This window comes from Pelagivirga sediminicola (assembly GCF_003072125.1).
Classification (GTDB): domain Bacteria; phylum Pseudomonadota; class Alphaproteobacteria; order Rhodobacterales; family Rhodobacteraceae; genus Roseovarius; species Roseovarius sediminicola.
This window is the reverse complement of record NZ_QCYH01000001.1, coordinates 208,773-234,978: the sequence shown is the minus strand read 5'-3', so window position 1 is coordinate 234,978 and position 26,206 is coordinate 208,773. Positions and strand designations below refer to the sequence as shown.

Below are 26,206 nucleotides of genomic sequence, written 5' to 3'. Positions count from 1 at the left end.
TTCAATGAGCCTCGACGCACCCGCAATCAAAGCCAAAGACGCCCCCGATCTGTCCAGCTTCGACTGGAAGGATCCGTTCCGCCTGGATGACCAACTGCAGGAAGAGGAGCGGATGATCGCCGAAAGCGCGCGCACCTTCGCGCAGGAAAAGCTGCAGCCGCGCGTCATCAAGGACTATGCCGAAGAGGCCGTCTCGCCCGAATTGTTCCCCGAGATGGGCGAAATGGGCCTTCTGGGCACCACCATCCCCGAGGAATACGGCGGCATCGGCAGCGGCTATGTCAGCTATGGCCTGGTCGCGCGCGAGATCGAGCGCGTGGATTCGGGCTATCGCTCGATGATGAGTGTGCAATCCTCGCTGGTGATGTATCCGATCTATGCCTACGGCACCGAGGAGCAGCGGCAGAAATACCTGCCCAAGCTGGCCACCGGCGAGCTGATCGGCTGTTTTGGCCTGACCGAGCCCGATGCGGGCAGCGATCCGGCCGGGATGAAGACCCGCGCCGAGAAGATCGACGGCGGCTATCGCCTGACCGGCTCCAAGATGTGGATCTCCAACAGCCCGATCGCCGATGTTTTCGTGGTCTGGGCCAAGTCCGACGCGCATGACGGCAAGATCAAGGGTTTCGTGCTGGACAAGGGCATGAAGGGCCTCAGCGCGCCCAAGATCGCGGGCAAGCAGAGCCTGCGTGCCTCCGTCACCGGCGAGATCGTGATGAAGGGCGTCGAGGTGGGCGAGGACGCGCTGCTGCCCAACGTCGAAGGGCTGAAGGGGCCGTTCGGCTGCCTTAACCGTGCGCGCTATGGCATCGCATGGGGCGTGATGGGCGCCGCCGAGTTCTGCTGGCACCAGTCGCTGCAATATGGCCTCGACCGTCACCAGTTCCGCAAGCCGATCGCGCAGACGCAGCTGTTCCAGCTCAAGCTGGCCAACATGCAGACCGAGATCACGCTGGGCCTGCAGGCCGCGCTGCGTGTGGGCCGTCTGATGGACGACGCCAATGCCGCGCCCGAGATGATCAGCATGATCAAGCGCAACAACTGCGGCAAGGCGCTGGATATCGCCCGCATGGCGCGCGACATGCATGGCGGAAACGGAATTTCCGAGGAATATCAAGTCATTCGTCATATGGTGAACCTTGAGACGGTCAACACCTACGAGGGCACGCATGATGTTCACGCGCTGATCCTCGGCCGTGCGCAGACCGGTCTTCAGGCGTTTTTCTGAAACAGGATAGTGCGGTGAATAGGGCGCGGGCAGGGGCCAACCATGCCCGCGCCATTTCTGCGTGAGAATCAGGCCGCGCCTCTTGGATTCCGTGCCCTTTTGGGGCAAGCCTGACCGCGACCGGCGCCGCGCCGACAGACCGCAAGGATGCGATCCATGAGCCAGCAAACTGCAGACATCATCGTGATCGGAGGCGGCATCGCCGGTATCTCGGCGGCCGCCGAGATGGCAAAGAGCGCAAAGGTGCTGGTGCTGGAGGCCGAGGCGCAGCCCGGCTATCACTCCACCGGCCGCTCGGCCGCGATCTATATCCGCAATTACGGCAACGCCGTGCTGCGCGCGATCAACGCGCTGTCCGAGCCGACGCTGGCACAGCCGGGCGGGATCAGCGATCACAGCCTGCTGTCGCCGCGCGGCGAGCTTCTGATCGCGTCCGAGGATGAGATGCCCAGCCTCGAAGCCTATGCCGCCGGCGCCACCGGACTGGAGCGCATGACCGGCGCCGAAGCGGCCAAGATGGTGCCCATCCTGCGTCCCGAACCGATTGCCGCCGCCATCTACGAGAGCAGCGCCCAGAGCATCGATGTCGACCGGATGCTGCAGGACTACGTGAAGCTGCTGAAGGCGCGCGGCGGCACGATCATCGCAAAGGCGCGTGCCCAGAAGATTGCCCGGCAAGGCGGCGCCTGGCAGATCGAGGCAAGCGGCACACTCTACACGGCGCCCATTGTGGTTAACGCGGCCGGTGCCTGGGCCGACGCGGTGGCCGCGCTGGCTGGCGTCGCCGCGATGGGCCTGCAACCGATGCGGCGCTCCGCGGCCTTGCTGAACCTCGGGCCCGAGCATGACGTCGAAAGCTGGCCGCTGTTCGGCACCACCGCCGAGACATGGTATGCCAAGCCGGATGCAGGTAAACTGATGGTGTCGCCAGCGGATGAAGATCCCGTCGATCCGCATGATGCCTGGCCCGATGACATGGTGCTGGCCGAGGGGTTGCACCGTTACGAACAGGCCGTAACCGTTCCCGTGACCCGCGTCGAGCACAGCTGGGCGGGCCTGCGCACCTTCGCGCCGGACCGCACACCCGTGGTCGGCTTTGCGCCGGATGCAGACGGTTTCTTCTGGCTTGCCGGGCAGGGCGGTTACGGCGTTCAGACCGCGCCCGCATTGTCACAGACCGCCGCCGCGCTGATCGAGGGGCGCGCGCCCAAATTGGCGCAACCAGCGCTGGACGCCTTGACGCCCGGCCGTTTCTTTTCCAACTAACTCAAAACCTTGACAGAAGGACTTCATCCGAATGAGCAACATCACCCGCAGCCATACCGGCCCGCGCATGAGCCAGATCGTCACCCATAACGACACCATTTACCTTGCCGGCCAGGTCGGCACCGCCGGCGAGAGCGTGACAGAGCAGACGAAAACCTGCCTTGCCAATATCGACAAGCTTCTGGCCGAGGCCGGGTCCGACAAGACACGCATCCTGCAGACGATCATCTGGATGGCGGACATGAAGGATTTCGCGGAAATGAACGCGGTCTGGGATGCGTGGGTGCCCGAGGGCCACACCCCGGCGCGCGCCGCGGGCGAGGCCAAGCTGGCCACGCATGAATACCTTGTGGAATTCATCGTCACGGCTGCAAAAGCCTGAAGAATTCAAGGCCCCGGCGCGGTGCCGGGGCCTTTTCACATGTGAGCCCATGTTTCGCATAATCAGTATTATGTAATTATTTTACTTGCAGCGGAACGTGCCTCGGGCTCAGAGTTTCAGGCCACATGCCTCGAAAGCCTCCCGCGTGGCGGTCTTTTCCTCGTTGGTCAATTCCAGCATCGGAAAGCGGACGGATCCGCCGGTCTGGCCCAAAAGCTCCTGCCAGTACTTGCCATGCGCCTGCGGCTTGTCCGCAGGCTTCGTGCTGCGGATCGCCTCGCGCACGGGATCCAGGCTGCGCGAGACGCGGCGCGCCTCCTCGAATTTACCGTCGAAGGCCAGCCGCGTGTATTCGTCCATCCGTCGATCGGATGCCGTCTGCAGCTGGTATGGCGGCGACGAGCACAGATAGAGGCGCCAGTTCAGCTCTTCGATATTGTCCAGCCACTCCACCTCGGACGCCGTCGAGACGTGAATCTTGTCCCCGACCATATGCGTCAGCCGCACATACATCTCGCGCGGCACGGAATATTTGATCGCCACGATATTGGGCAGATCGGAAATGCGCGCGCAAAGTTCCGGCGACATCAGGTAGCCGCTGTCAGGATGGCTCCACATCGCGATGCCGATATCAACTGCGTCGCATATCGCCTTGTAATAGTTGAAGACTATCTCATCGGGGTCGCTGACGAAATGCAGCACCGGCGCGTGGACCACGATGTAATCGGCACCGCAATCCTGCGCGTGACGTGCCAGTTCCAGCACGGTGTCGAAATTCTGGTCCGACACGGACATGATCGTGCCCGCGCGTCCGCCGCATTCGTCAACCGCGATCTCGAAATTGCGCTTGCGTTCGGGCACCGACATCGAGAAGAATTCGCCTTGCTTGCCGGCGATGAAAAGCCCCTTGATATCAAGGTCATCTATCCAATGCCTGATGTTCCGCCTCAAGCCCGCCTCGTCCAGCGCGCCATCCGGCAGAAACGGGTTCAGCGCGGCGGCCCAGATGCCGCGCATATGCGCGCGTGCATGCTCCTTGGCCTCGTTTTTCGCATATTTCATGGGGTCGGTCCTTTCTTGCGTGCATCAGTCATCGCCTGCCACAGCCGCGCGGGGCTCAGCGGCATCTGCAGATCTTCCACCCCGAGCGGCGCCAGCGCGTCGAGCGCGGCGTTCAGGATCGCGGCGGGCGCGCCGATCGTTCCCGCCTCGCCCACCCCCTTGGCGCCAAGCGCGTTCATGGGCGACGGTGTTTGCAACCCGGCCAGTTGCAGCGGCGGCATGTCATCGGCGCGCGGGACGGCGTAATCCATCAGCGAGGCTGTCAGCAACTGGCCGTCCGCATCATAGCGGACCGCCTCCATCATCGCCTCGCCCAGCCCTTGCGCGAACCCGCCGACGATCTGATCGGCGACCGCCTGCGCGTCGATCACGGTGCCCGCATCGTCAACGCAGATTGCCGCCTCGATACGGGGCGTGCCGGTATCGGCGTTGATGCTGATCTGAACCAGATACGCGCCCGCGCCCCAGGCCTGCCCGCCGGTCTCATACCGGATTTCCTCGCTGAGGGGCAGCTTCGCACCGGCGTCGCGCGCCTCCCGCAGCGCCTGGCAGGCCACCTTGACCGCGCTGCCGCCGATCGGCGTGCTGCGCGAGGCGACCGCGCCGATCCCTTCGGAGCATGTCGCGGTATCGCCGAATCTCACGTCGATCTCCTGCGGCGGCACCTGCAGAATCTGCGCCGCGATGGCGGCATAACTGCGCGCGCGAGCCTGTCCTTGGGCGGACGAGCCGCTTGCAACCTCGACGCGCCCGCTGGCGCGCCACGTCACGCGCGCCGATTCCCAGCCCTCGCCCGACGGCTCCAGAAAAAGCGCGAGACCAAGGCCAACCAGCTCTCCGGCCGCGCGTCTGCGGGCAATCTCGCGGGCCCGCGCGTCATGGTTCGACACCCGGCGCAGCAGGTCGAGCAAGCCGGCATAATCGCCGCTGTCCAGCGTCTGTCCCGTGGCGGTTTGGCGTGGAAACGCGCCCTTGGCGGGCAGGTTGCGCAGCCGGATCTCGAACGGATCAAGACCCGTCGCACGGGCCGCCTTGTCGACCAGCCGCTCCATCAGCGCGGCCGCTTCGGGGCGCCCTGCCCCGCGGTAAATGCCTGTCGGAGCAAGGTTTTCGGCCATTGCAGCCGTCTCGATGTCGACCGCATCAATCCCGTATGGCCCCGGCAGAACGCGCGCGGCATTCCACGCAGGGATCAGCGCGCTGCCCGGCAGCCAATGACCCACGGGCGCCGTCACCTGCGCCGTCAGCGCGGTAAAGTCCCCGTCGCCGTCCAGCGCCAGCGTGCCTTGCGTGTGCAGCCCCCGGCCATGGGTCGCGGACAGAAATTCCTCGCTGCGCGTGGCACTCCAGCGCACCGGCACGCCCAGCATCTGCGCGGCCCAGACGCAATACACCTCTTCGGGGTAAAGCGATGCCTTCATGCCGAAGGCGCCGCCCACATCGGGCGCGATCACGCGCAGGCGCGCGGCATCCATCCCCAGGATCTGCGCCAGGTGGGTTCGCGTGCGGTGCGGCGTCTGCGTGGCGTGCCAGATCGTCATGGTTCCGTCCGGCTCGGGGCGCACGGCAATACCGCGCGGCTCCAGCGGCAGGGGCGCAAGGCGCGCATGCTGCAGATGCGCCTTGACCACATGCGCGGCGGCCCGGGTCTGCGCGGCCGCATCGCCCGCGTGCCAGCCCCGCCCGGCAATCCGGCGCGGCGCCTCGGGCGCGGCGGCGTCTATGTCGAGCAGGATCGCCTCGGCGCCGTCCTGTGCCTGCGCGCGGCTTGGCGCGAGGACGGCGGCGACGGGTTGCCCGACCGCGTGGACCTGCCCTTGCGCAAGGATCGGGAACGCTGTCTCTACCTCCAGCGGCAACACCTCGTTCACCGGCAGCGCGCCCAGATGCGCGACATCGGCGCCGGTATGAACCGCGCGCACGCCCGGCATATCGAGCGCTGCGGCGATCTCCAGATCCGAAATCCGCCCCGCCGCCACATCCGAGCGCCGAAAGACCGCCCGCAGCGCACCGGGCAGCGCGATATCATCGCAATACTGCCCGCCGCCGCGCAGCAGGTGATGACTGTGATGGGGGCGAAAACCTGTGCTCATCGGGCGCTTTGACTGTCTTTGATGCGGCGCCCCCATGATGCTACAGCGCGCGCTGCGTCGCAAATACCGTCCCGGCCCGCCGCTATCACGAAAACCGATAGCCAGCCGCATTGTTACAGCGTAAATTGACAGTCGCATTGGCTTCGGAGGTTTGCATGAGCGGGATCGGGATCATCGGACAGGGCGCCATCGCGCGCTATGTGGCGCAGGCGCTGGCAGAGGGCGGCACGCCGGTGGCCGCGGTGCTGGCGCGCCCGGGGCGCGAGGACGCGGCCCGCGCGGCGCTGGATGCGGAGCCTGTGGTGACGGCGGCGGCACTGGCCGAATGCGTGCGGCTGGTCGTGGATTGTGCGGGTCACGCGGGGCTGGCCGAGCATGGCGCTGCCCTGCTCGGGGCGGGCTGCGATGTCGTGACGCTGTCACTGGGCGCGCTGGCCGACCCGGCGCTGCTGGCGCGGCTGCGCGATGCGGCGGATGCGGGCGGCGGCGCGCTGCGGCTTGCCTCCGGCGCGATCGGCGCACTCGATGCGCTGGCCGCGGCCTCTGTCGGCGGGCTGGATCATGTGCGCTATACCGGAACGAAACCGCCCCTTGGCTGGGCCGGATCGCCCGCCGAGGAGGTGTTGGACCTTGCGGAAATAACGGCCCCCGAGGCGCATTTCACCGGCAGCGCCCGCGATGCCGCCATCGCCTATCCCAAGAACGCCAATGTCGCGGCGGCAGTGGCGCTGGCCGGGCTCGGCTTTGATAAGACCGAAGTGCAGCTGATCGCCGATCCGGCCGCCACGCAGAATATCCACCGGATCGAGGCGCGCGGCGCCTTTGGCCAGTTCGATTTCTCCATTTCGGGCAATGCGCTGCCGGACAATCCTCGCTCCTCGGCCCTTGCGGCGATGAGCGCGGTGCGCGCGGTGCAAGATGGCGCCCATTGGATGCGGTTCTAGGCGGTGGAGGGGCACGCGCAGATCACCAGCCGCGTCATCAACCGGCTGAAGCTGAAGCAACTGCGCCTGCTGATCGCCGTTGGCCGGCACCGCAGCATCCTGCACGCTGCGCGCGAGATGAACCTGTCACAGCCCGCCGCCACCAAGATGATCAAGGATCTGGAGATCGATTTTGACGTGCTGCTGTTCGAGCGCACCAATCGCGGCGTCATTCCCACGGCGGCGGGCGATGCGCTGATCCGCGGCGGGCAGTTGATCTTTTCGCAGCTGGGCACGACCGCGCAGGAGCTGGAGGATATCGCCGGCGGCAATGCGGGCCGGATCGTGGTGGGCACGCTTCTGGCGGCGTCGGCGCGGCTCTTGCCGCTGGCCATCGCGCAGGTGCTGGCGCAGCGCCCGAACCTGGCGATCCGCGTCATTGAGGGCACGAACGAGGTGCTGATGCCCCGCCTGCGTGCGGGCGAGCTGGATCTGGTGGTGGGCCGCCTGCCGGTGCTGCGCCACCGGTCTGACCTGACGCAGATGCCGCTGGGCCATGGGCGGATTGCGCTGGTCGTGCGGGAGGGCCATCCGCTTTGCGGCCGAGCCGGTTTGGGGTTCGACGATCTGCGCCCCTATGGCTGGATCGTGCCCCCGGCCGACACGACGCTGCGCCGCCAGATGGACCAGTTTTTCGTCACCGAAGGCCAGTACATGCCGCCGCTCATGGTGGAATCGGTCAGCTTCGTCACCAATCGCGGCCTTTTGCTGGGCAGCGACATGATCTGCGCGATGCCGGCCGAGGTTGCCCATGCCGCCGAGGGCGGCGCGCTGGCCGAGCTGCCGCTGGCCGTGCCCTTCGGTGACGGGCCGGTCGGCGCCTCCTTTCGCAGCAACACGTCCCTGCCGCCCGCCGCCGCCGCATTGCTGGCCGCGCTGCGCGACGTCGCCGCTCAGCCCAGCAGCGCCAGCGACAGGATCGGGTAATAGCACAGCAGCAAGAGCACCAGCACGACGGCCAGAAGGAAAGGCCAGAGCGCGGCGAAAATCGCCACCGGCTTCACGTCGCTCATCGAAGCGGCGATATAGAGGCCCACCCCGACCGGTGGCGTCAGCAGGCCAAGGGCGAGATTGATGCTGATGACAACGCCGAACTGGAATGGGCTGATGTCGTAATGCCCCGTGGCGATGGGCAGCAGGATCGGCGTGACCAGGATCAGCGCCGCGATCCCGTCGATCAGCATCCCGACCAGCAAAAGCGCGCCCATGACGATCAGCAGAAAGACGAACGGATCGGAGGTGAGCGAGGTGATCAGCGCGGCCAGCTTCTGGGGGATCGCCTCGTAGATGACGACCCAGCCAAAGACGTTGGCGGCCGCTACCATGAAGATCACCATCGAGGCGTTGCGCGCGGTGCGCAGGAACAGATCGGCCAGTTGCGACGGCCGCAATTCGCCATAGACCAGCCAGCCCAGGAGGAAGGCGATCAATGATGCGACCGCCGCGCTTTCGGTCGGGGTGGCGATGCCCATGACGATGCCGCCGATGATCGCGACCGGGATCAGCGCGGCGGGCAGCGCCGCAAGGATCGCCTGCACGGCGGCGCGCGCGGTCATCCATTCGCCCTTGGGGAACTGCGTGGACAGGCCAATCAGCGTGACGACGACAAAGAAGCTGCCGGCCATCATCAGGCCCGGAATGATGCCCGCAAGGAACATGTCGCCGATCGGGATCTGCGCCAGAACCCCGTAGATCACGAACAGCATCGAGGGCGGGATCACCGGCGCCAGCAGCCCGCCCGCCGCCGTGGTGGCCGCGGCAAAGCCCCGGTCATAACCCTCGCGCTCCATGCTGGGCACCATCGCGCGGCTCATCACCGCGATCTGGCTGACGGCGGAGCCGATGATCGCCGCCATGAACATGTTGGCCAGCAGGTTGATCCAGACCAGCCCGCCGCGAAACCCGCCGACCGCGACCCGCGCGGCATCGACCAGCCGCTTGGTCATGCCGCCCTCGTTCATCAGCTCGCCGGTGAGCATGAAAAGCGGGATCGCCAGCAGGCCGTAATTTTCGGTGCCGGCGAACATCTGCTGCGCAAAACTGTCGAAAAGAACCGTGTTGCCGGACTGCCAGATATAGCTGAGCGCGGTGAGCGCCAGAACGATGGAGATCGGAACCGCCCCGAAGAGCAGCGCAAGAAACAACGCGGCCGTCATGCGCCCGCCCCTGCCCGCGCATTCCACGGCCGGGTCAGGTTGGCCACGGCATGCAGCGTCACGCCAAGCGCAAAGAGCGGCATGATCAGCCACAGCCAGAACTTGCGCACGCCCAGCGTCAGCGTCGGTTCGGCATAGATGAAATTGAACGTCTCGCCTTGAAAGGCGCCGGTATCGAAGCCTGCGCGCAGCAGATCGAGCGGCAGGAACCAGCGCCAGCACAGCCACAGCATGAGCGCGGCAAAGCCCAGAACGATACCGTCGACCGCCCGCTGAGCGGCATGCGCCGCGCCCTCGGGCAGCATGTCGGTGAAGAGCGTGACGCTGACCGAATGGCCGTGATGCACGGCGGCGGAGGCGGCAAGAAACGTCATCCATGTCATCGACATGATCGCCGCTTCATCGACCCAGAAGATCGACGCGCTCATCGCGCGCGTGACCACGTTCAGCAGCACGAGCCCCGTGATCGCAACCGCGAGCACGGCAGCTCCGGCCATTTCGGCGCGCGCCCAAGCCTTTGATATCCGATGCAGCACCCTGCCCCCGCAATGCAATCTGGCCGCCCGTCAGCCGGGCGGCCAGTCAAATCATCCCTGCCCGTCTCACTCGGCCGAGGCGTCGGCTGCCGCGCGCATGTCGCCCAGGACCGCCGATTTCTCGGCCCAGATCTTGTCCCACTCGGCGGGCACGTCGCCGAAGAAGTCGGGCCCGACCTCCTTGTAGGTGGCGCCGGCGTCCTTGACCATTCCCAGCCACTCGGTGTCCTTGACGATGAAGGTCTCGACCACCTCGTCAAGCCGCGCCTTCATCAGCTCCGAGATCATCGCGCGATCTTCCTCGGACATGTCCTTCCAGACCTTGGCGGACACAAGGCCCACCATCGGGAACATCATGTGGTTGGAGACGATGACCGTCTCGGCCTGCTCGTAATATTTCATCTTCCAGATCATTTCCGCGTCCATGTCGATCGCGTTGACCTGCCCGTTGGCCAGCGCGTCATAGACGGCCGGCAGCGGCATCGGCGTGGGCGCGGCGCCCAGAAGGTTGTAGAAATCCAGGATCGGCGCGAAGGGCGTGATGCGCAGCTTCTTGCCCTTGAGATCGGCGGCGCTGTCCACCGCGCCCTTGGCCTCGATCTGGCGCAGGCCGGCCATGCCATAGCCGATGCCGACCACGCCGGCCTTGGCGGGCAGATCCTCCAGCATCTTGGCGGCCAGATCGGATTGCAGGATGCGGCCCGCATGGCTGATGTCCTTGGCCAGGAACGGCGCATAGAAGGCGCCGAAATCGGGCACGCGGTTGCTGACTTCGGCCACGGTCAAGAACGCCATGTCCAGCGCGCCGGTCTGAAGCTGCTGCATCATCTCGGCCTCGCTGCCCAGCTGCTGGGCGGGAAAGACGGTGAGCGTGTGCGCGCCGTCCGAGGCCTCGGCCAGGTCGTTGCCGAAATCCTCGGCGGCCTTGGTCCAGATATGCGAGGGCGGCGTGATCAGGCCAAGGCGCAGATCCTTGGCAGCGGCCGCGCCGCCCAGCATCAGGGTTGCGGCGGCGATGGCGGCAGGCAGTTTGGTCAGATAGGTCATCCCCATGGGTCTCCTCCGGGTTGGTCATGTCGCGCCCATCTGGCGGGGCGCTTGTTGTATCGCGTTGCGGCTAAAGCCGGACCCAGCCTTCGGGCGGCTCCTTGCCGGGATGCACGGCGTTGCAGGCCGGGCATGTGCGCGCCTCGGTCGAGGCGTAGAATGCTTCATAAACAGGCGGCAGGTCATCGACAATGGATTTCAGCTGCATCTCGGCGCGATGCACCAGCGCGCTGCACTCAAAGCAATACCATTCGACCGCGTCCAGCTCGCCGGTCTGGCGCTTTGGCTCGATCACAAGGCCGATGCTGCCCTCCTGCGGGCGCTGCGGCGAGTGGCGCACATGCGCAGGCAGCAAGAACACGTCGCCCTCGCGGATCGGCACATCATAAAAGTCATCGCCGTCCTTCAGCTTGAGCAGCATGTCGCCCTTCAGCTGGTAAAAGAATTCCTCCACCGGATCATCATGGTAATCGGTGCGCTTGTTCGGACCGCCGACGACGGTCACCATCAGATCGGCGTCCTCGAACACCTTCTTGTTGCCGACGGGCGGCTTGAGAAGATGTTTGTGCTCGTCGATCCACTTGTGGAAATTAAAGGCGGCAAGCCTGCCCATGGCGCGTTCCTCCCCTTTGCTAGCTTCACTGTCCGTCTGCCCTGATATCGGCGCAATCAGGGATCGCAAATTCTGCTATCGTGGTTTGTGATAACCGCAAAGATCAGTTTTCATCAAAGTCGCGCCGCGCGCAAGCTCGGTTGCGATGCGGTCTAGGTAAACAAATCGCCATATCGCTCGCGCAGGATGTTCTTTTGCACCTTGCCCATCGTGTTGCGCGGCAACGCGTCCACCACGATCAGCTTGCGGGGATGTTTGAACCGCGCCAGCGCCTCGGCGGCGGCGGCCATGATCGCGTCCTCGTCGGGCATCTGCCCCGGCTTGGCCACGAGGATGCCAACGACGGTTTCGCCGAAATCGGGATGCGGCACGCCGATCACCGCGCTTTCCAGCACGCCGGGCTGGTCGTCCAGCACCAGCTCGATCTCCTTGGGATAGATGTTGTAGCCGCCCGAGATGATCAGATCCTTGCCGCGCCCGACGATCTGCACATATCCGCGCTCGTCGATCAGCCCCAGATCGCCGGTGATGAAAAACCCGTCGGCGCGCAATTCCTCGGCCGTCTTTTCGGGCATCTGCCAATAGCCCTGAAAGACGTTCGGGCCGCGCACCTCCAGCTGGCCGACCTCGCCCTGCGGCAGCTCGGCCCCGGTGGCCGGATCGCAAACCTTCAACTCCACCCCCGGCAGCGGGAAGCCGACCGTGCCCGCGCGCCGATCGCCGTCATAGGGGTTCGAGGTGTTCATGTTCGTCTCGGTCATGCCATAGCGCTCAAGGATCGCGTGGCCGGTGCGCGCGCGGAACCGATCGTGCGTTTCGGCCAGCAGCGGCGCGCTGCCCGAGGTGAAGAGGCGCATGTGCTGCGCCGCCGCCTTGTCAAAACGCGCATCGTCCAGAAGGCGGGTGTAGAATGTCGGCACGCCCATCATCGAGGTGGCGCGCGGCAGATGGGCGATCACCGCGTCGACATCGAATTTCGGCAGGAAAATCATCGCGCCGCCCGCCGCCAGCGTGATGTTCGTGGCCACGAACAGCCCATGCGTGTGAAAGATCGGCAGCGCATGCAGCAGCACGTCATCGCGCGTGAACCGCCATTCATCGACCAGCACCTCGGCATTGCTCAGCAGGTTCTTCTGGCTCAGCATCGCGCCCTTGGAGCGGCCCGTCGTGCCCGATGTATACAGCAGCGCGGCCAGATCATCCGCGCCGCGCTCGGCCGTCTGATAGCTATCGGGCTTCCCCTTTGCCCCGTCCGTCAGGCTGCCGGAGCCATCGGCGTCCAGCGTTGCGATCTGCGCGCCCAGATCCTCCGCCACCTGCGCCAGATCCGCGCGCGCGCTGCTGTCGCACACGATCAGCGCGGCGCCCGAATCCTTGAGAAAATAGGTCACTTCGCTGGCCGTGTATGCGGTGTTGAGCGGCAGGAATACCACGCCGGCCTGAACGCAGGCGGCATAAAGCGCCAGAGCCTCGGGCGATTTGGCCACCTGCGCGGCCAGCCTGTCACCGGGCCGCAAGCCCAGCTCGGCCAGATGCCCGGCAATCCGCGCGGCCTGCGCCAGAAAGGCGGCATAGGACAGAACCGCGCCATCCGGCAGGATCAGAAAGGGCGCATCGCTGCCCGCGTGGCGCCCGAAAAGCGTGTCAAACAGTGGGTTCGCCATCAAGGGCTCCTTTCAGCATGGGCTGCGCCGACGCGGCCAGCGATTTGACCGCGGGCGACGCGGCGATGGTGCCATCGGTGGCAAACGCCTCGTGACGCTCGGCGGTGCGGCGTAGGTCGTAGAGGTAATTCACCATCACGCCCCCCGATTGCGCGCGCCCCTTTTGCGACAGATCGGCGCCCGCGTGCAAGGCGTGGACGATCGCGCCATTGCCCAGATGGAACCGCGCCACGGGATCGCGCGGCGCGGCGGCGCGCCTCTTGACGTTCAGCAGGTAATGCGCGGCAAGGGCGGGCAGATCGGCGTCCGTCAGCGCGATCCCGGCGCCCTTCAGCCACTCCATCAGGCCGGGGATCGGCGAGAGGGTGACAAACCGCGCCAGCCGCGGCAGCTCGGCCGCAAGATCGGTGGCCACCTGCTTGATCAGCGAATTGCCAAAGGAGATGCCGGCCAGCCCCGCCTGGCAGTTCGAGATCGAATAGAACACCGCCGTATCGGCCTCCGGCGCGGCAAGCGCGGCGCGCCCTTCGGCCAGAAGCGGCTGAACCGCGCCGGGGATGCCGCGCGTCAGGGCGACTTCGACGAAAATCAGCGGCTCGTCGGGCATCGCCGGGTGAAAGAACGCGAAACAGCGGCGGTCCTCGGGCTGCACACGGCGGCGCAGATCCTCCCAGCTGTCGATGGTGTGGACCGCCTCGTAGGCGATGATCTTTTCCAGGATGTCGGCGGGCGTCTGCCACGTGATCGGCCGCAGCACCAGAAAGCCGCGATTGAACCAGGATTTGAACAGATGCCGGAAATCGAGGTCCAGCGCCTCCAGCTCCGGCACGCCCTGCCCCAGACGCAGCAGATCCGCGCGCATCGCCACCAGCGCACCGGTGGCGCCCTCGATCTGGTTCAGGCGGCGGATCAGCTCCTGTCGCGGCGGCTCGCTCGCGGCCAGAAACGCGCGGTAGGTGGCGCGCGACGGCGTCCCTTCGTAGGCATTGAGCGCCGCGCGCGCGGCGGCAGGATCCACATTCATGTGTTCCGCCAGATGGTGAAAGAACGCGATCCGCGCCGCATCATCCGCGGAGTTGAAACGCGCCAGCACCTGCTCGGCCAGCAGATGGCCGGAGGTCTGGCCCTGGGTGCTGATCAGCGCATCGGCCAATTCCTCCAGCGGCCTGCGGCTCCAGTCGCCCTGGCGCGCGGCGCCCAGCCCCCGCTCGAACACGGCGGCCAGAAGGTCCGACAGAACCGTCATACCGCGTCGCCCATCACCGCATCGGGCAGCCATGTGGCAAGGTCCGGAAAGATGCACAGAAGGATGATCGCCAGAACCATGCAGCCCACGAAGGGCAGCGAGCCGTACAGGATCGTCTTCAGCGAGATGTCGGGCGCGATGCCGTTGATGACATAAAGGTTCAGCCCCACCGGCGGGCTGATCAGGCCGATTTCCATGTTGATCGTCAGCACCACGGCAAACCAGATCGGATCGAATCCCGCGATGGTGATGATCGGCATCAGGATCGGCGCCGCCATCAGGATCACCGCGACGGGCGGCAAAAAGAACCCGGCGACCAGCAGGAACAGGTTGATCGCCCCCATCAGAACCCAGCGGTTGACGTCCAGCGTGCCGATCCATTCGGCGATGCTCTGGGTGATGAAAAGGCTGCTGAGCATGTAGGAAAACACGCCGGCAGCCGCGATGATGAAGAGGATCATCACCGATTCCCGCGTGCTGTCGCGCAGGATCACCCACAGGCCCGATGGGCTCCAGAGTTTGTAGATCACCATGGCGATCACGATGCACAGCAATGCGCCGACCGCCGCCGTCTCGGACGGTGTGGCGATACCGCCATACATCGCGTAAAGCACGCCGAGGATGATGATCAGGAACGGAAGGACGCGCGGCAGGATCTCGAATTTCTGCCGCCAGCTATAGCTGCCCGCCGTCAGCACCTGCGCATTGCCCGATTTCCACGTGGAAAAAAGCGACCACGCCATGAAGAGCACGACCAGCAGCAGGCCGGGAATCACACCGGCCAGAAACAGACGCCCGATCGACGTCTCGGTCGCGATGCCATACACGATCATCGTGACCGACGGCGGAATGAGGATGCCCAGCGTGCCGCCCGCCGCGATGCTGCCCGCCGCCACGCCGTCGGGATAGCCGCGCTTGCGCATCTCTGGGATGCCCATCTTGCCGATGGCCGCGCAAGTGGCCGGGCTGGACCCGGACATCGCCGCAAAGAGTGCGCAGGCGCCAAGGTTCGAGATCACCAGCCCGCCGGGAATGCGCGTCAGCCACCGCTCCAGCGCCTCATAGAGGTCCGCGCCCGCCCGCGTCGAGGCGATAGAGGCGCCCATGATGATGAACATCGGGATGCTGAGCAGCGCGAAACTGTTGAGACTGCCGAAAAACAGCTCGGGCATGAGTTCGAGCGAGCGCATCCCGTCGAACATCACCAGAAAGCCCCCCGACACGATCAGCAGACCCAGCGCCACCGACACGCCGGAAAACAGCACCGCAATCGTGCAGATCGCGACCAGCGCGCCCAGAATCAGAGGATCCATCAGCTTTCCTCCAGACCGAAAGGCGCGTCGATCCGCAGCAAGAGCGCCACCAGATCAGCGATCAGTTGCAGCAGCAGCAGGCCGAAGCCCACCGGCAGCGCCATGTAGGGGATCCACAGCCGCACGCCCCAGATCGTGTCCGAGCGCCAGCCGCGCTCCCACGCGAAATGCCAGTAGTCAAAGCCATACCACAGCATGACCGCAACCACCGCCGCGCTCAGCGTCAGGGTAAAGCAGGCCATGACGCGCCGCGCGGCAGGCGGCAGCGCGATGGGCACCAGATCGACATTCACATGCCCGCGCAGCCGCTGCACATAAGGCAGCCCGATCAGCGTGGCGGCGATCATCAGATAGACGACCATCTCGGTCTGCCAGATGGTGGATTGGTTCAGGACCGCGCGCACGAAAATCATCTGGCAGGTGATGCCCACCGCCACCACGATCATCGCCGCCGATACCCACCCCGCCAGCGTCGACAGGGCCGCGACCCCCTTGAGAAAGGGATTGTCGCCTGTTCTGGCGACGCGGTGCGTCACTTGTCCGGCCATCTTGGCTCCTCGACTTGGAAATTGCAGATCTGGCGGCTGCGCGCTCGGCCTCGCCCGCCGCGCCGGGCAGGGACAGCGCAGGCCGCCCCTGCCCTGCCCGTCACTCGACCGAAAGCGCCATATCCAGCAGCTTCTGGCCGTCCGGCACATTCTCGACGAAGTTCTTGTAGGATGTCGCCTTGGCGATCTCGCGCCACGCGTCGAAATCCTCCTGCGTCATCGTCGCGATCTCGACGCCGGCATCCTTGAACACCTGCACCGAATCCGAGTCCTCCTTCTTGGCCTCTTCCAGATAGAACGCCTCGGCCTTGGCGGCGCCGTCGCGCAGCGCCTGCTGCTGCTCCTCGGTCAGGCTTTCGAACTTGGATTTGCTCATCAAAAGCGGCTGATACATGAACCACAGCGCAACCTCGCCCGCGGGCGTATAGCAGGCGACCTGCTCGTAGATGCGATAGCTGACGAAGGACGAGGACGACGTATTCGCGGCGTTCAGGACGCCGGTCTGCATCGCGTTGTAGATATCCGCGCTCGACATCGACGCGATCGAGGCCCCGGCCCCGGCCAGCATCTGCTCGAACGCCTTGCCGGCGGCGCGCATCTGAAGACCGTCGACATCGGCGGGCTTGGTGATGCACTTGTCCTTGCCGACAAAGCCGCCGGCCAGATAGCCGTGAACCAGCGTCATGACGTCATCCTCGGCCATCTTGGCCTCGATCTCGTCCATGAATTCGCTGTCATTGAGCCGCGCGGCGTGGTCGTGGTTCTTCACCAGCCCCGGCATCAGGGTCAGGTTGAAGGCCGGCTGCTGCCCGCCCGCGTAGGACAGCGGAAAGACCGTCATGTCCAGTTGCCCGCGGCTGAGCGGCTTGTACTGCTCGCGCGGCTTAAAAAGCGATTTGGAACCGAAGATCTTGATCTCCAGATCCACGTCGGCCTCGGCGACGTGATCGGCGACGATCTGGGCCACCTTGTGGCGCACGTCGTTGTTGGACCATTGATGCGACAGCCGCAGCTCGGTCGCGGAGGCCGCCGCGCCCAGTGCCATCAGGGCCGTTGCCGCGACGGCGGCTTTCAAAGTGGATCTCATGTCATCTCCTCCCAAGGATGTGTCAGGGTCCGGTTGTCCCGGATCATGCGGGGCAGCGTGGCGCGCCGGGTTTTTCAAGTCAATCGATTTGTATACAATGATTGGATCTTTGCATGCGCAGGCCGCGCATATAGGATCGCCGCATGGGAAAACGCCGCGCAGAAACCATCGCCGACGAAATCGAAGAGCTGATCTTCGGCGGCACCTTCGCCGAGGGAACCCGGCTGGACGAGCACGCGCTGGCGGTCCGGTTCGGGGTATCGCGCACGCCCATCCGCGAGGCGCTGCAGAAACTGACCTTGCCGGGGCTTGTCACCCACATCCCCAATCGCGGCGTGTTCGTGCATCAGCCCGGCCCGGTGGAACTGATGGAGATGTTCGAGGTCATGGCCGAGCTGGAGGCCGCCGCCGGACGCCTTGCCGCGCGGCGCATCAGCACCGCAGCGCTGGACGATCTGCGCGCCGCCAATGCGCGCTGCCGCGAGGCGGTCGCGGCGCAGGATGCGGACGCATATTACCTGCAGAACGAGACATTTCACCAGATCATCTATGCGCAGTCAGGCAACAGTTTCCTGCGCGCCGAGGCGCTGCGCCTGCATCGCCGCCTGCGCCCCTTCCGGCGTCACCAGTTGCGCCTGCGCGGCCGCATGGCCCAATCCATGGCCGAACACGAGGCGATCGTCGCCGCGCTCGAACAAGGGCGCGCTGCGGCCGCCGCCGACGCGCTGCGCAGCCATGTCGCCGTTCAGGGCGAGAAATTCCACCACCTGATAAGCAGCCTGCGCCCGGCGGCCGAATGACAAGCCCACTCGACAGCCCGCGTAACGGCGGTTTAAAAAGAGGCCAAAGGAGCCGCCGAAATGACCTCGATCCTGATCCTGAACGGGCCCAACCTGAACCTTCTGGGCACCCGTCAGCCCGAGGTCTACGGGCACACAACCCTCGCCGATATCGAGGTGCTGTGCCGCGCCCACGCAAAATCACGCGGCACCGAGCTGGGCTTTGAGCAAAGCAACGCGGAGGGCGGGCTGATCGATGCGATCCACGGCGCGCGGGGCGTGCATGACGGGATCGTGCTGAACGCCGGCGCCTATACGCACACCTCCATCGCGCTGATGGATGCGATCTCGTCCGTGCAGCTTCCCGTGGCCGAGCTGCACCTGTCCAACATCCATGCGCGCGAGGATTTCCGGCATGTCAGCTATATCGCGCGTGTGGCGGTCGGCGTGATCTGCGGCTTTGGCGCGGCGGGCTATCCGCTGGCGATGGATGCGCTTCTGGCGCATCTGGCACAGGCGGACTGATCGCCGCCCGCCTGTGCAAGCAAATTTGCGCGGGCCTCAGCGGATCACATGCACCGCACATTTCGCGCGCCGAACCACATAGGCCGCCGTGCTGCCCAGGAAATAATCCTGAAAGCCGGGACGATGCGATTTGACGATGATCAGGTTCGTGCCGTTCGCATTGGCATAATCGATGATCGCGCGGCCCGGATGGCCGCTGATGATCTCGCACGTGGCGCCGGGTACGCCCTTCACCAGCGTGTCCATCTCGTGCTGCAGCTCGACACGGCGCTCTTCGGTCGCCTTGTCGGGCACATAGGACATCACGTAGGACGGCAACAATTCGATCACGCTCAGCATCGTGATGTTCGGGTTCTCCCCGGCGAGCCTTTTGGCGCATTCAATGGCTTGGGAATGATCGTTTTGCTGATCGAAAACGATCGGGATCAGAATATTGTCATACATGAAATGTCTCCCGACAAGGTTTGCCTCTGGATGCACTGCCTGCCTGCGCCGTGCATTGATTTGCATCAATCCCGAATGTGCCCGGCGGTGGATCAGGGGCACGCGGCTTGCACCGCAGAACGAAAAAGAGCGAGCCTTTCGGCCCGCCCTCCATCATCTGCAATCGGGTGAAAAGTTCAACCCTTCGCGGTCTTGGCGACCTCGGCGGCAAAGTCTTCCTTCTCGACCGCGATCCCCTCGCCCACTTCCAGACGGACATAGCCGGTGATCTCGGCGCCGGCCTCTTTGGCGGCGGCCTCGACCGTCAGGTCGGGATTCATCACGAACGCCTGACCCAGCAGGGTGGATTCGGCCATGAATTTCTTCATGCGGCCCTCGATCATCTTCTCGATGACCTGCTCGGGCTTGCCGCTTTCGCGGGCGATATCCATCTGGACCTGCTTTTCCTTCTCGACGACGGCACTGTCCAGCTCGGCCTCGTTCAGGGCGGCGGGGTTCGTGGCGGCGATGTGCATGGCGATCTGGCGGCCAAACGCCTCGTCACCCTTCAGCGCGACCAGCACGCCGATCTTGCCCATGCCTTCGGCAGCGGCGTTGTGCACATAGGACACGACGGTATCGCCCGAAACCGACGCCATGCGGCGCAGCGCCATGTTCTCGCCGATGGTGGCGATCTTGTCGGTGATGGTTTCCTCGACGGTCTTGCCGCCCAGATCGGCGGCCTTCAACGCCTCCAGATCGTCCGCCTTGACGGCAGCATCCGCAACCGACGCAACCATCGCCTGGAAATCGGCGTTCTTGCCGACGAAATCGGTTTCCGAGTTGATCTCGACCGCGACGCCGCGGCCACCCTCGACCTTGACGGCGACAAGGCCCTCGGCCGCGGTGCGGCCCGATTTCTTGGCCGCCTTGGCCAGACCCTTGGTGCGCAGCCAGTCGACGGCCGCCTCCATGTCACCGTCGGATTCCGTCAACGCCTTTTTCGCGTCCATCATGCCTGCGCCCGTCGAATCGCGCAGTTCCTTCACCATTGCAGCAGTGATCGCCATTGGGCTCTCCTAAATATGTCTTGCCGGTCCGGCAGCCGTGGCGCCGGACCCTTGCATCAGAATTGTCGGCCGAAGCCGCGGCTCAGCTGTTCTGGCCGGCCTTGGCGGCCATGTCCGAGATCTCCTCGCTGGACTTGATGTCCAGCGGTGCGTCCTTGGTCGCCTTGTCGTCATGGACCGCCTCGTGCGAGATGTTGCCGGTCTCGACGCCTGTCGATTCAGGCTGCGCGGCCTCCTCGAGGGGGGCCTCTTCCATCTCGCCGATGTCGATGCCGGCCGCGCCCATCTGCGCAGTCATGCCATCGAGCGCCGCGCGGCTGACCAGATCGCAGTAAAGCGCGATGGCACGGGCCGCGTCGTCATTGCCGGGGATGATGTAGTCGATCCCGTCGGGCGAGCAGTTGGTGTCGACCACGGCGACAACCGGAATGCCCAGCTTGTTCGCCTCGGCGACGGCCAGCTGTTCCTTCTTGACGTCGATGACGAACAGCAGGTCGGGCACACCGCCCATTTCGCGGATACCGCCCAGCGATGCCTGCAGCTTGCCCTGGTCACGCTCCATGCCCAGACGCTCTTTCTTGGTCAGGCCCTCGGCGCCCTGCTCCAGCGACTCGTCGATTTCCTTCAGGCGGTGGATGGATTTCGACACGGTCTGCCAGTTGGTCAGCGTGCCGCCCAGCCAGCGGTGATTCATGTAGTACTGCGCGCATTTCTCGGCGGCTTCGGCGATGGGCGCTGCGGCCTGACGCTTGGTGCCGACGAAGAGAACGCGGCCGTTCTTGGCCACGGTTTCGCGCACGACGTTCAGTGCTGCGTCCAGCATCGGGACGGTCTGCGTCAGGTCCATGATGTGGATGCCGTTGCGCGCGCCGTAGATGAACTCGCCCATGCGGGGGTTCCAGCGCTGCGTCTGGTGGCCGAAGTGAACGCCAGCTTCGAGCAGCTGACGCAAAGTGAACTCGGGAAGAGCCATTTGGTATTCCTTTTCCGGTTTTCGCCTCGGCACGGGGTGAGAGGGGTTGCCTCAACCGGTGGACTGCCGGGGGATGTCTGTCCCGGCCAGCCCGCCCATGCCTGCGGATTTCTAGTGAGCGCGCGTATAGCTCGGGCGGCGCCGGGGCGCAAGGCCCCCCTTGCGCCCCGGCGCCCTGCCCCGCCACCATCCGCCATGATCCTGCACCGGGGGGAGTTGCGCGATGCACGAAATGATCTGGTCCGACGAGGCCGCGCGCGCCCGCGATGCAGGGGCGCCTCTGGTGGCGCTGGAAAGCACCATCATCACCCATGGCATGCCCTGTCCAGAGAACCTCGCGACCGCCCGCGCGGTCGAGGGCGAGGTGCGCGGCGCGGGCGCGGTGCCCGCAACCATCGCTGTGCTGGACGGGCGGCTGCATATCGGGCTGGACGCGGCGCAGCTGGAGCGGCTGGCGCGACTGCCCGGCCCGATGAAGCTGAGCCGCGCGGATCTGGCCGTGGCACTGGCCACCGGCGCGAGCGGCGGCACGACCGTTGCCGCCACCATGATCGCCGCCGCGCGGGCGCGCATCGCGGTCTTTGCCACGGGCGGCATCGGCGGCGTGCATCTGGGCGCCGAGCGCAGCTGGGACGTGTCGGCCGATCTGCAGGAACTGGCGCAAAGCCGCGTGACGGTGGTCTGCGCCGGGCCCAAGGCGATTCTTGACCTGCCCAAGACGCTGGAGCTGCTGGAGACGCTGGGCGTGCCGGTCATCGCCTATGGGCAGGACGCGCTGCCGGCCTTCTGGTCGCCCGCCTCGCCCCATGCGGCGCCCCTGCGGCTGGACAGCGCAGATGCGATCGCCGCCGCCCACCTTGCGCGCGCGGCGCTGGGGCTGCCGGGCGGGCAGTTGATCTGCAACCCGGTGCCCGCGGGCGACGGCATCCCTTACGACGATCTGGCCCCCCTCATCGCGCAGGCCGCGGCCGAGACAGAGACGGCCGGCATCGCCGCCAAGCAGGTGACGCCCCATCTGCTGCGCCGCCTTGGCGCCGCGACGGGCGGGCGCACATTGACGGCGAATATCGCGCTTGTCCGCTCCAACGCCCGGCTGGCCGCCGCCATCGCGCGCGCCTTGCAAACCGTGCCCGGGCCTTGCAAATAATGTATGCGCGGCGCCCGCAGACCATTGCCGCGCGCCGCCCAAGCCCTTACACCCTTTGCAGCATGATCCAGGGCCCGACGCAAACATGAGCACTCCCTTCGACGAAGAACCGACGCAGCCGCACCGCACCGGCATCTTCGCACGGCTGCGCGCGCGGTTTCTGACCGGGCTTGTGGTCATCGCGCCCGTCGCGCTGACGATCTGGCTGATCTGGACGCTGATCGGCTGGGTCGATGCGCTGGTGCTGCCGCTGATCCCCTATGACCTGACGCCGGCGCATTATATCGGCATCAACCTGCGCGGCGTCGGCGTGGTGGTGTTTCTGGTCTTCACCATCCTCGTCGGCTCGGTCGCCAAGGGGCTGATCGGGCGCACCCTGATCCGCTTCGGCGAAAGCATCGTGGACCGCATGCCCGTCGTCCGCTCGATCTATTCCGGGGTCAAGCAGATCGCCGAGACGATCTTTGCCCAGACCGAGCGCAGCTTCGAGACGGCATGCCTGATCCAGTATCCGCGCAAGGGGATCTGGGCCATCGGCTTCATCTCGACCACCGCCAAGGGCGAGATTTCGCAAAAGGCGGAGACCGGCGGCGCGCTGCTGAGCGTGTTCCTTCCGACCACGCCCAACCCGACATCGGGATTCCTTCTGTTCCTGCCAAGGGAGGACGTGATCGAGCTCGACATGACGGTCGAGGACGCGGCCAAGCTGGTGATTTCCGCAGGGCTGGTCTATCCCCAACAGGTCAAGCCCGAAGAGCTGCCTCGCAAGGAAGCCTGAGCGCGGGGAAACGCCCTAGCCGAACATCTCGGCCAGGTTGGTGCTGCCGCGCGTGCCCAGATCGTCCCAATGCGTGGCCAGAAACCGATCCGCCGCCTGCCGCCCCGCTTCCTTGAGCCGGGACAGAAGATAGGGGTTCGGCACCATCTTGGTCATCACCGACAATTCGGCCATCAGCGGATCGTCGGCGATCATGTGAACGTTCAGCCGCTTCATCGCCCCTTCCGGCACAGTGCCGCTGTCCAGAAGACGCTGAACGAAGTTGATTGCGCGCAATTCGCGCAGCAAGGACGAGTTGAAGCTGATCTCGTTGATGCGGTTCTGGATTTCCTGCGGGCTGCGCGGCACGTCGGGCCGCTGCAACGGATTGATGTTGACGATGACGATATCGCTGGGCAAATCAGGCGCGAACAACGGGAAAAGCGCCGGGTTGCCGGTATAGCCGCCATCCCAATACGCCTCGCCGTCGATCATGATGGCCTGGAACAGCGTCGGCAGGCAGGAGGACGCCAAAAGCGCATCGGCGCCGATCTCGTCCCCGGTAAAGATACGGATCTTGCCGTCACGCACATTGGTCGCGCCCACATAAAGACGCGGCGCGTGATCGGCACAGATATGGTCATACTCGAACCGCTCGACCACGCGGCGCAGCGGATTGGAATAGAACGGGCCATAGGAATAGGGCGAGACCGATTGCGACATCGCGTCGGCGATCCCCGTCGGCATGGAGTACTCGATCGCCGCCGAGACCGCCCCCGGCACCGACGCGGCCATCCAGGCCGGCATGCGCAGGTCATGCACCGCCCCCATCTGGGCCCAGAGCCAATCGAGGTTTTCGCGCGCGGCATCGCGCCCGCCCCTGACCCAGCCGGCCTTGAGCGCGGCGGCATTCAGCGCCCCGGCCGATGTGCCCGACATCGCCGCCACTTCCAACCCCGTCTCCTCCAGAAGCCGGTCCAGCACGCCCCAGGTGAATGCCCCATGCGCGCCGCCGCCCTGAAGCGCCAGATTGATCCGTTTCATGCTCATTGCCTGCCTCTTTGTATTTCGTGGGCCAGATGCCCGGCGCCGGGTGCCATACCCGTCGCCTTTGGCCGAACTTTCCGATGTTGCATCGCAGCAGGTAATGCTGCATGTGCACAAGTCACCCCTTGGCGGGCCGCTTTCACATACCATTCGAACAAAAAAAAACGCCAGCGCGAAGCTGGCGTTAAGTTATTGAGGCAGGTTTCATACAGGCAAGAAACCTATCGAGCAGTGACTCCCTTATAAGCAATCCTGCGCCGTCATCCAAGCTAAAAGTTTGAAAAGGCGTGAATCCCTGTCTACCAATGCGGCCAGTCAAATAACGCCATAGAGGAATTGTTCCCATGACGAGATCAGTGAGTTTCCTCCGCCATGGGCGCATTTCTGCCGTAATGGTCGTTGTTTTGCTCGGGTTGGCGCCGATTCACGCCCTGCACGCCCAGCCCGCTCATGGCATCGCGATGTACGGCGATCCGGCCCTGCCGCCGGATTTTGACGCCCTGCCCTATGCCAACAAGGACGCGCCGAAGGGCGGCACAGTCACCACCGGAAATGTCGGCGGGTATGATTCGCTGAACCCGTTCGCGCCCAAGGGCACCCCGCCCTGGCAGCTGCGCTATCTGGCCTACGAATCGCTTCTGGGCCGGTCCTGGGACGAGCCGTTCACGCTCTACGGTCTGCTGGCCGAAACCGTCGAGACGGACGCGGACCGCACATGGGTGGAATTCACCCTCAACCCCAGGGCCGCCTTTTCGGACGGCAGCCCGGTGACGGTGGAGGACGTGATCTGGTCCTTCGAGACGCTGGGCACGCGCGGCCATCTGCGCTACCGCGATTTCTGGACCCGCGTGGACAAGATCGCGCAGACCGGCCCAGGCAAGATCCGGCTGGATTTCAAGACCGAAGACGGCCCGCCGGACCGGGATCTGGTCCTGCTGGCCGGGCTGCGTCCGATCCTCAAGAAATCGCAATGGGAGGGCAAGGTGTTCGAGGATGGCGCAATCGGCGACATTCCCATCGGCACCGCGCCCTATACCGTGGCCGAGCATCAGCTGGACCGCCGCGTCACACTGCGCCGCAACCCCGATTACTGGGGCCGCGATCTGCCATTCCGGCGCGGGACCAACAATTTCGACGAGATCCGCATCGATTTCTACGGTGATGACGCGGTGATGAAAGAGGCGTTCAAGGCCGGCGAGATCAGCTATATCCGCGAATTCAATGCCGAGCGCTGGGAAGAGATGGCCACCCTGCCCGCCGTCCGGCGCGGCGACATCGTCCGCAGCGAGATCCCGAATGGCCAGCCGTCGGGCATCTCAGGCTTCGTGATGAACACCCGCAATCCGCCCCTGGACGACTGGCGCGTGCGCGAGGCGCTGATCGCCGCGTTCAATTTCGAGTACATCAACGATACCCTCACCGGCGGGCGCCAGCCCCGCATCACCTCCTACTACTCTAATTCCGAGCTGGGCATGATCCCCGGCCCCGCCTCCGAGGCCGAGCGCGCGCTGCTGGAGCCCTTCGAGGACGATCTGCTGCCCGGCACATTGGAGGGCTACACCCTGCCCGCCAGCGACGGCTCCAAGCGCAACCGGGACAATATCCGCGCCGCCGCCGACCTGCTGGCCGAGGCAGGCTGGACCGTGCAGGACGGCGTGTTGAAAAACGCGGATGGCCGGCCACTGGTGCTGACCGTGGTGCTACAACAGGACGCGCTGGTGCAGCAGGCGACCGCGATGATGGACATCTACGCCCGCGCGCTCGAACGGCTGGGGATCACGCTGAACGTGCAGAGCGTCGACAAGGCGCAATATACCGTGCGCGAGGCGAATTACGATTTCGACCTGACCTTCATGCGCCGCTCCCTGTCGCTGTCACCGGGCAACGAGCAGTATTTCTATTGGGGCGCCGAGGGCGCCGACCAGCCCGGCAGCCGTAACCTGATGGGTATGAACAGCCCCGCCGCCGAGGCGATGATCCACGCCATGCTGGCCGCCAAGACGCATGAGGAGTTCGTTACCGCCGTGCGCGCGCTGGACCGGGTGTTGATTTCAGGGCGCTACGTGATCCCGATTCACCAGTATTCGGTGGGCCGTATTGCCCATGATGCGGCGCTGAACTATCCTGAGGATCATCTGCCGCTCTATGGCGACGGCGTGGGGTTTCTGCCCGAAGTCTGGTGGATGGAGAAATGACGCGCGCCGCAGACCGGGCAAACCGGCAAGGCGCCTGAGCAGTGACAAGGATGATTACAGGACGAT

At 65.3% G+C, this 26,206-nt stretch carries 25 protein-coding genes; 10 read left to right on the top strand and 15 right to left on the bottom strand.

Annotated features, from left to right (window positions below; genetic code table 11):
- Nucleotides 1-4 precede the first annotated feature (4 nt).
- The 3 genes from DC366_RS01080 (at nt 5) to DC366_RS01070 (ending at nt 2,876) form a co-directional block, all read left to right on the top strand.
- Nucleotides 5-1,228 carry an acyl-CoA dehydrogenase gene (locus DC366_RS01080; RefSeq protein ID WP_108690338.1) on the top strand — a complete coding sequence of 408 codons (1,224 nt, stop codon included), beginning with the start codon at nt 5-7 and terminating at the stop codon, nt 1,226-1,228.
- Nucleotides 1,229-1,384: 156 nt separating this feature from the next.
- A complete protein-coding gene (locus DC366_RS01075; protein ID WP_108690337.1) occupies nt 1,385-2,494 on the top strand; it encodes an NAD(P)/FAD-dependent oxidoreductase in 1,110 nt (369 codons plus the stop codon).
- A gap of 31 nt (nt 2,495-2,525) precedes the next feature.
- Entirely contained in the window at nt 2,526-2,876 is a 351-nt protein-coding gene (locus tag DC366_RS01070) for a RidA family protein (RefSeq protein WP_108690336.1), read from the top strand.
- A 108-nt stretch (nt 2,877-2,984) separates the two neighbouring features.
- Here DC366_RS01070 and DC366_RS01065 read toward each other — a convergent pair whose 3' ends face one another.
- Together DC366_RS01065 and DC366_RS01060 are read right to left on the bottom strand one after the other, a co-directional pair.
- Entirely contained in the window at nt 2,985-3,938 is a 954-nt protein-coding gene (locus DC366_RS01065; RefSeq protein ID WP_108690335.1) for a dihydrodipicolinate synthase family protein, read from the bottom strand.
- Nucleotides 3,935-6,031, bottom strand: coding sequence for a xanthine dehydrogenase family protein molybdopterin-binding subunit (locus DC366_RS01060; RefSeq protein WP_108690334.1), 2,097 nt, complete (start codon nt 6,029-6,031; stop codon nt 3,935-3,937). The genes DC366_RS01065 and DC366_RS01060 overlap by 4 nt, the downstream gene beginning before the upstream one ends.
- Nucleotides 6,032-6,186: 155 nt before the next feature.
- On the opposite strand from DC366_RS01060, the gene DC366_RS01055 reads away from it, so the two are divergent.
- Both DC366_RS01055 and DC366_RS01050 read left to right on the top strand, forming a co-directional pair.
- A complete protein-coding gene (locus tag DC366_RS01055; RefSeq protein ID WP_108690333.1) occupies nt 6,187-6,975 on the top strand; it encodes an aspartate dehydrogenase in 789 nt (262 codons plus the stop codon).
- A 3-nt stretch (nt 6,976-6,978) separates the two neighbouring features.
- Nucleotides 6,979-7,941: a LysR family transcriptional regulator gene (locus DC366_RS01050; RefSeq protein WP_108690332.1), complete on the top strand. Its 963-nt coding sequence runs from the start codon at nt 6,979-6,981 to the stop codon at nt 7,939-7,941.
- Here DC366_RS01050 and DC366_RS01045 read toward each other — a convergent pair.
- The 9 genes from DC366_RS01045 to dctP form a co-directional block, all read right to left on the bottom strand.
- Complete coding sequence (locus DC366_RS01045) at nt 7,908-9,170, bottom strand: TRAP transporter large permease (protein WP_108690331.1); 1,263 nt, start codon at nt 9,168-9,170, stop codon at nt 7,908-7,910. The genes DC366_RS01050 and DC366_RS01045 overlap by 34 nt on opposite strands.
- On the bottom strand, nt 9,167-9,652 hold the full coding sequence (locus DC366_RS01040; protein WP_341476678.1) for a TRAP transporter small permease: 486 nt from the start codon (nt 9,650-9,652) through the stop codon (nt 9,167-9,169). The genes DC366_RS01045 and DC366_RS01040 overlap by 4 nt, the downstream gene beginning before the upstream one ends.
- 120 nt (nt 9,653-9,772) lie before the next feature.
- Entirely contained in the window at nt 9,773-10,753 is a 981-nt protein-coding gene (locus DC366_RS01035) for a TRAP transporter substrate-binding protein (RefSeq protein WP_108690791.1), read from the bottom strand.
- 70 nt (nt 10,754-10,823) lie between these two features.
- A complete protein-coding gene (locus DC366_RS01030; protein WP_108690329.1) occupies nt 10,824-11,366 on the bottom strand; it encodes a 3-hydroxyanthranilate 3,4-dioxygenase in 543 nt (180 codons plus the stop codon).
- Nucleotides 11,367-11,518: 152 nt separating this feature from the next.
- Nucleotides 11,519-13,030, bottom strand: a complete 1,512-nt coding sequence (locus DC366_RS01025) for a malonate--CoA ligase (RefSeq protein WP_108690328.1) — start codon at nt 13,028-13,030, stop codon at nt 11,519-11,521.
- Nucleotides 13,011-14,276, bottom strand: a complete 1,266-nt coding sequence (locus tag DC366_RS01020; protein ID WP_108690327.1) for a malonyl-CoA decarboxylase — start codon at nt 14,274-14,276, stop codon at nt 13,011-13,013. Before DC366_RS01020 ends, DC366_RS01025 begins: the two co-directional genes overlap by 20 nt.
- Nucleotides 14,273-15,589: a TRAP transporter large permease gene (locus DC366_RS01015; RefSeq protein ID WP_108690326.1), complete on the bottom strand. Its 1,317-nt coding sequence runs from the start codon at nt 15,587-15,589 to the stop codon at nt 14,273-14,275. The genes DC366_RS01020 and DC366_RS01015 overlap by 4 nt, the downstream gene beginning before the upstream one ends.
- Complete coding sequence (locus tag DC366_RS01010) at nt 15,589-16,137, bottom strand: TRAP transporter small permease (protein WP_108690325.1); 549 nt, start codon at nt 16,135-16,137, stop codon at nt 15,589-15,591. The genes DC366_RS01015 and DC366_RS01010 overlap by 1 nt, the downstream gene beginning before the upstream one ends.
- Before the next feature lie 100 nt (nt 16,138-16,237).
- On the bottom strand, nt 16,238-17,224 hold the full coding sequence (gene dctP / locus DC366_RS01005; protein WP_108690324.1) for a TRAP transporter substrate-binding protein DctP: 987 nt from the start codon (nt 17,222-17,224) through the stop codon (nt 16,238-16,240).
- A gap of 143 nt (nt 17,225-17,367) precedes the next feature.
- Between dctP and DC366_RS01000 the strand changes: the two genes are divergently transcribed.
- Nucleotides 17,368-18,024: a GntR family transcriptional regulator gene (locus tag DC366_RS01000; protein ID WP_108690323.1), complete on the top strand. Its 657-nt coding sequence runs from the start codon at nt 17,368-17,370 to the stop codon at nt 18,022-18,024.
- A 60-nt stretch (nt 18,025-18,084) separates the two neighbouring features.
- Nucleotides 18,085-18,528 carry a type II 3-dehydroquinate dehydratase gene (aroQ, locus tag DC366_RS00995; protein WP_108690322.1) on the top strand — a complete coding sequence of 148 codons (444 nt, stop codon included), beginning with the start codon at nt 18,085-18,087 and terminating at the stop codon, nt 18,526-18,528.
- A gap of 36 nt (nt 18,529-18,564) precedes the next feature.
- Here aroQ and DC366_RS00990 read toward each other — a convergent pair whose 3' ends face one another.
- The 3 genes from DC366_RS00990 to rpsB form a co-directional block, all read right to left on the bottom strand.
- Nucleotides 18,565-18,972: a universal stress protein gene (locus DC366_RS00990; protein ID WP_108690321.1), complete on the bottom strand. Its 408-nt coding sequence runs from the start codon at nt 18,970-18,972 to the stop codon at nt 18,565-18,567.
- A 176-nt stretch (nt 18,973-19,148) separates the two neighbouring features.
- Nucleotides 19,149-20,021: a translation elongation factor Ts gene (gene tsf / locus DC366_RS00985; RefSeq protein WP_108690320.1), complete on the bottom strand. Its 873-nt coding sequence runs from the start codon at nt 20,019-20,021 to the stop codon at nt 19,149-19,151.
- Nucleotides 20,022-20,103: 82 nt separating this feature from the next.
- Entirely contained in the window at nt 20,104-20,994 is an 891-nt protein-coding gene (gene rpsB, locus DC366_RS00980; protein WP_108690319.1) for a 30S ribosomal protein S2, read from the bottom strand.
- A 223-nt stretch (nt 20,995-21,217) separates the two neighbouring features.
- Between rpsB and DC366_RS00975 the strand changes: the two genes are divergently transcribed.
- Complete coding sequence (locus DC366_RS00975) at nt 21,218-22,141, top strand: pseudouridine-5'-phosphate glycosidase (RefSeq protein ID WP_108690318.1); 924 nt, start codon at nt 21,218-21,220, stop codon at nt 22,139-22,141.
- Nucleotides 22,142-22,226: 85 nt separating this feature from the next.
- Nucleotides 22,227-22,919 carry a DUF502 domain-containing protein gene (locus DC366_RS00970; RefSeq protein ID WP_108690317.1) on the top strand — a complete coding sequence of 231 codons (693 nt, stop codon included), beginning with the start codon at nt 22,227-22,229 and terminating at the stop codon, nt 22,917-22,919.
- 15 nt (nt 22,920-22,934) lie between these two features.
- Here DC366_RS00970 and DC366_RS00965 read toward each other — a convergent pair whose 3' ends face one another.
- Nucleotides 22,935-23,948 carry a patatin-like phospholipase family protein gene (locus DC366_RS00965; protein ID WP_108690316.1) on the bottom strand — a complete coding sequence of 338 codons (1,014 nt, stop codon included), beginning with the start codon at nt 23,946-23,948 and terminating at the stop codon, nt 22,935-22,937.
- Nucleotides 23,949-24,289: 341 nt separating this feature from the next.
- On the opposite strand from DC366_RS00965, the gene DC366_RS00960 reads away from it, so the two are divergent.
- Complete coding sequence (locus DC366_RS00960; RefSeq protein ID WP_439331641.1) at nt 24,290-26,140, top strand: extracellular solute-binding protein; 1,851 nt, start codon at nt 24,290-24,292, stop codon at nt 26,138-26,140.
- The last annotated feature ends 66 nt before the right edge of the window (nt 26,141-26,206 follow it).

What these genes read in the sequence shown, in the direction of transcription:
- DC366_RS01080 (WP_108690338.1), top strand. Translation starts at nt 5, where the DNA reads ATGAGCCTCGACGCACCCGCAATCAAAGCCAAAGACGCCCCCGATCTG.
- DC366_RS01075 (WP_108690337.1), top strand. Translation starts at nt 1,385, where the DNA reads ATGAGCCAGCAAACTGCAGACATCATCGTGATCGGAGGCGGCATCGCC.
- DC366_RS01070 (WP_108690336.1), top strand. Translation starts at nt 2,526, where the DNA reads ATGAGCAACATCACCCGCAGCCATACCGGCCCGCGCATGAGCCAGATC.
- DC366_RS01065 (WP_108690335.1), bottom strand. Translation starts at nt 3,938, where the DNA reads ATGAAATATGCGAAAAACGAGGCCAAGGAGCATGCACGCGCGCATATG.
- DC366_RS01060 (WP_108690334.1), bottom strand. Translation starts at nt 6,031, where the DNA reads ATGAGCACAGGTTTTCGCCCCCATCACAGTCATCACCTGCTGCGCGGC.
- DC366_RS01055 (WP_108690333.1), top strand. Translation starts at nt 6,187, where the DNA reads ATGAGCGGGATCGGGATCATCGGACAGGGCGCCATCGCGCGCTATGTG.
- DC366_RS01045 (WP_108690331.1), bottom strand. Translation starts at nt 9,170, where the DNA reads ATGACGGCCGCGTTGTTTCTTGCGCTGCTCTTCGGGGCGGTTCCGATC.
- DC366_RS01035 (WP_108690791.1), bottom strand. Translation starts at nt 10,753, where the DNA reads ATGACCTATCTGACCAAACTGCCTGCCGCCATCGCCGCCGCAACCCTG.
- DC366_RS01030 (WP_108690329.1), bottom strand. Translation starts at nt 11,366, where the DNA reads ATGGGCAGGCTTGCCGCCTTTAATTTCCACAAGTGGATCGACGAGCAC.
- DC366_RS01025 (WP_108690328.1), bottom strand. Translation starts at nt 13,030, where the DNA reads ATGGCGAACCCACTGTTTGACACGCTTTTCGGGCGCCACGCGGGCAGC.
- DC366_RS01020 (WP_108690327.1), bottom strand. Translation starts at nt 14,276, where the DNA reads ATGACGGTTCTGTCGGACCTTCTGGCCGCCGTGTTCGAGCGGGGGCTG.
- DC366_RS01015 (WP_108690326.1), bottom strand. Translation starts at nt 15,589, where the DNA reads ATGGATCCTCTGATTCTGGGCGCGCTGGTCGCGATCTGCACGATTGCG.
- DC366_RS01010 (WP_108690325.1), bottom strand. Translation starts at nt 16,137, where the DNA reads ATGGCCGGACAAGTGACGCACCGCGTCGCCAGAACAGGCGACAATCCC.
- dctP (WP_108690324.1), bottom strand. Translation starts at nt 17,224, where the DNA reads ATGAGATCCACTTTGAAAGCCGCCGTCGCGGCAACGGCCCTGATGGCA.
- DC366_RS01000 (WP_108690323.1), top strand. Translation starts at nt 17,368, where the DNA reads ATGGGAAAACGCCGCGCAGAAACCATCGCCGACGAAATCGAAGAGCTG.
- aroQ (WP_108690322.1), top strand. Translation starts at nt 18,085, where the DNA reads ATGACCTCGATCCTGATCCTGAACGGGCCCAACCTGAACCTTCTGGGC.
- DC366_RS00990 (WP_108690321.1), bottom strand. Translation starts at nt 18,972, where the DNA reads ATGTATGACAATATTCTGATCCCGATCGTTTTCGATCAGCAAAACGAT.
- tsf (WP_108690320.1), bottom strand. Translation starts at nt 20,021, where the DNA reads ATGGCGATCACTGCTGCAATGGTGAAGGAACTGCGCGATTCGACGGGC.
- rpsB (WP_108690319.1), bottom strand. Translation starts at nt 20,994, where the DNA reads ATGGCTCTTCCCGAGTTCACTTTGCGTCAGCTGCTCGAAGCTGGCGTT.
- DC366_RS00975 (WP_108690318.1), top strand. Translation starts at nt 21,218, where the DNA reads ATGCACGAAATGATCTGGTCCGACGAGGCCGCGCGCGCCCGCGATGCA.
- DC366_RS00970 (WP_108690317.1), top strand. Translation starts at nt 22,227, where the DNA reads ATGAGCACTCCCTTCGACGAAGAACCGACGCAGCCGCACCGCACCGGC.
- DC366_RS00965 (WP_108690316.1), bottom strand. Translation starts at nt 23,948, where the DNA reads ATGAGCATGAAACGGATCAATCTGGCGCTTCAGGGCGGCGGCGCGCAT.
- DC366_RS00960 (WP_439331641.1), top strand. Translation starts at nt 24,290, where the DNA reads ATGACGAGATCAGTGAGTTTCCTCCGCCATGGGCGCATTTCTGCCGTA.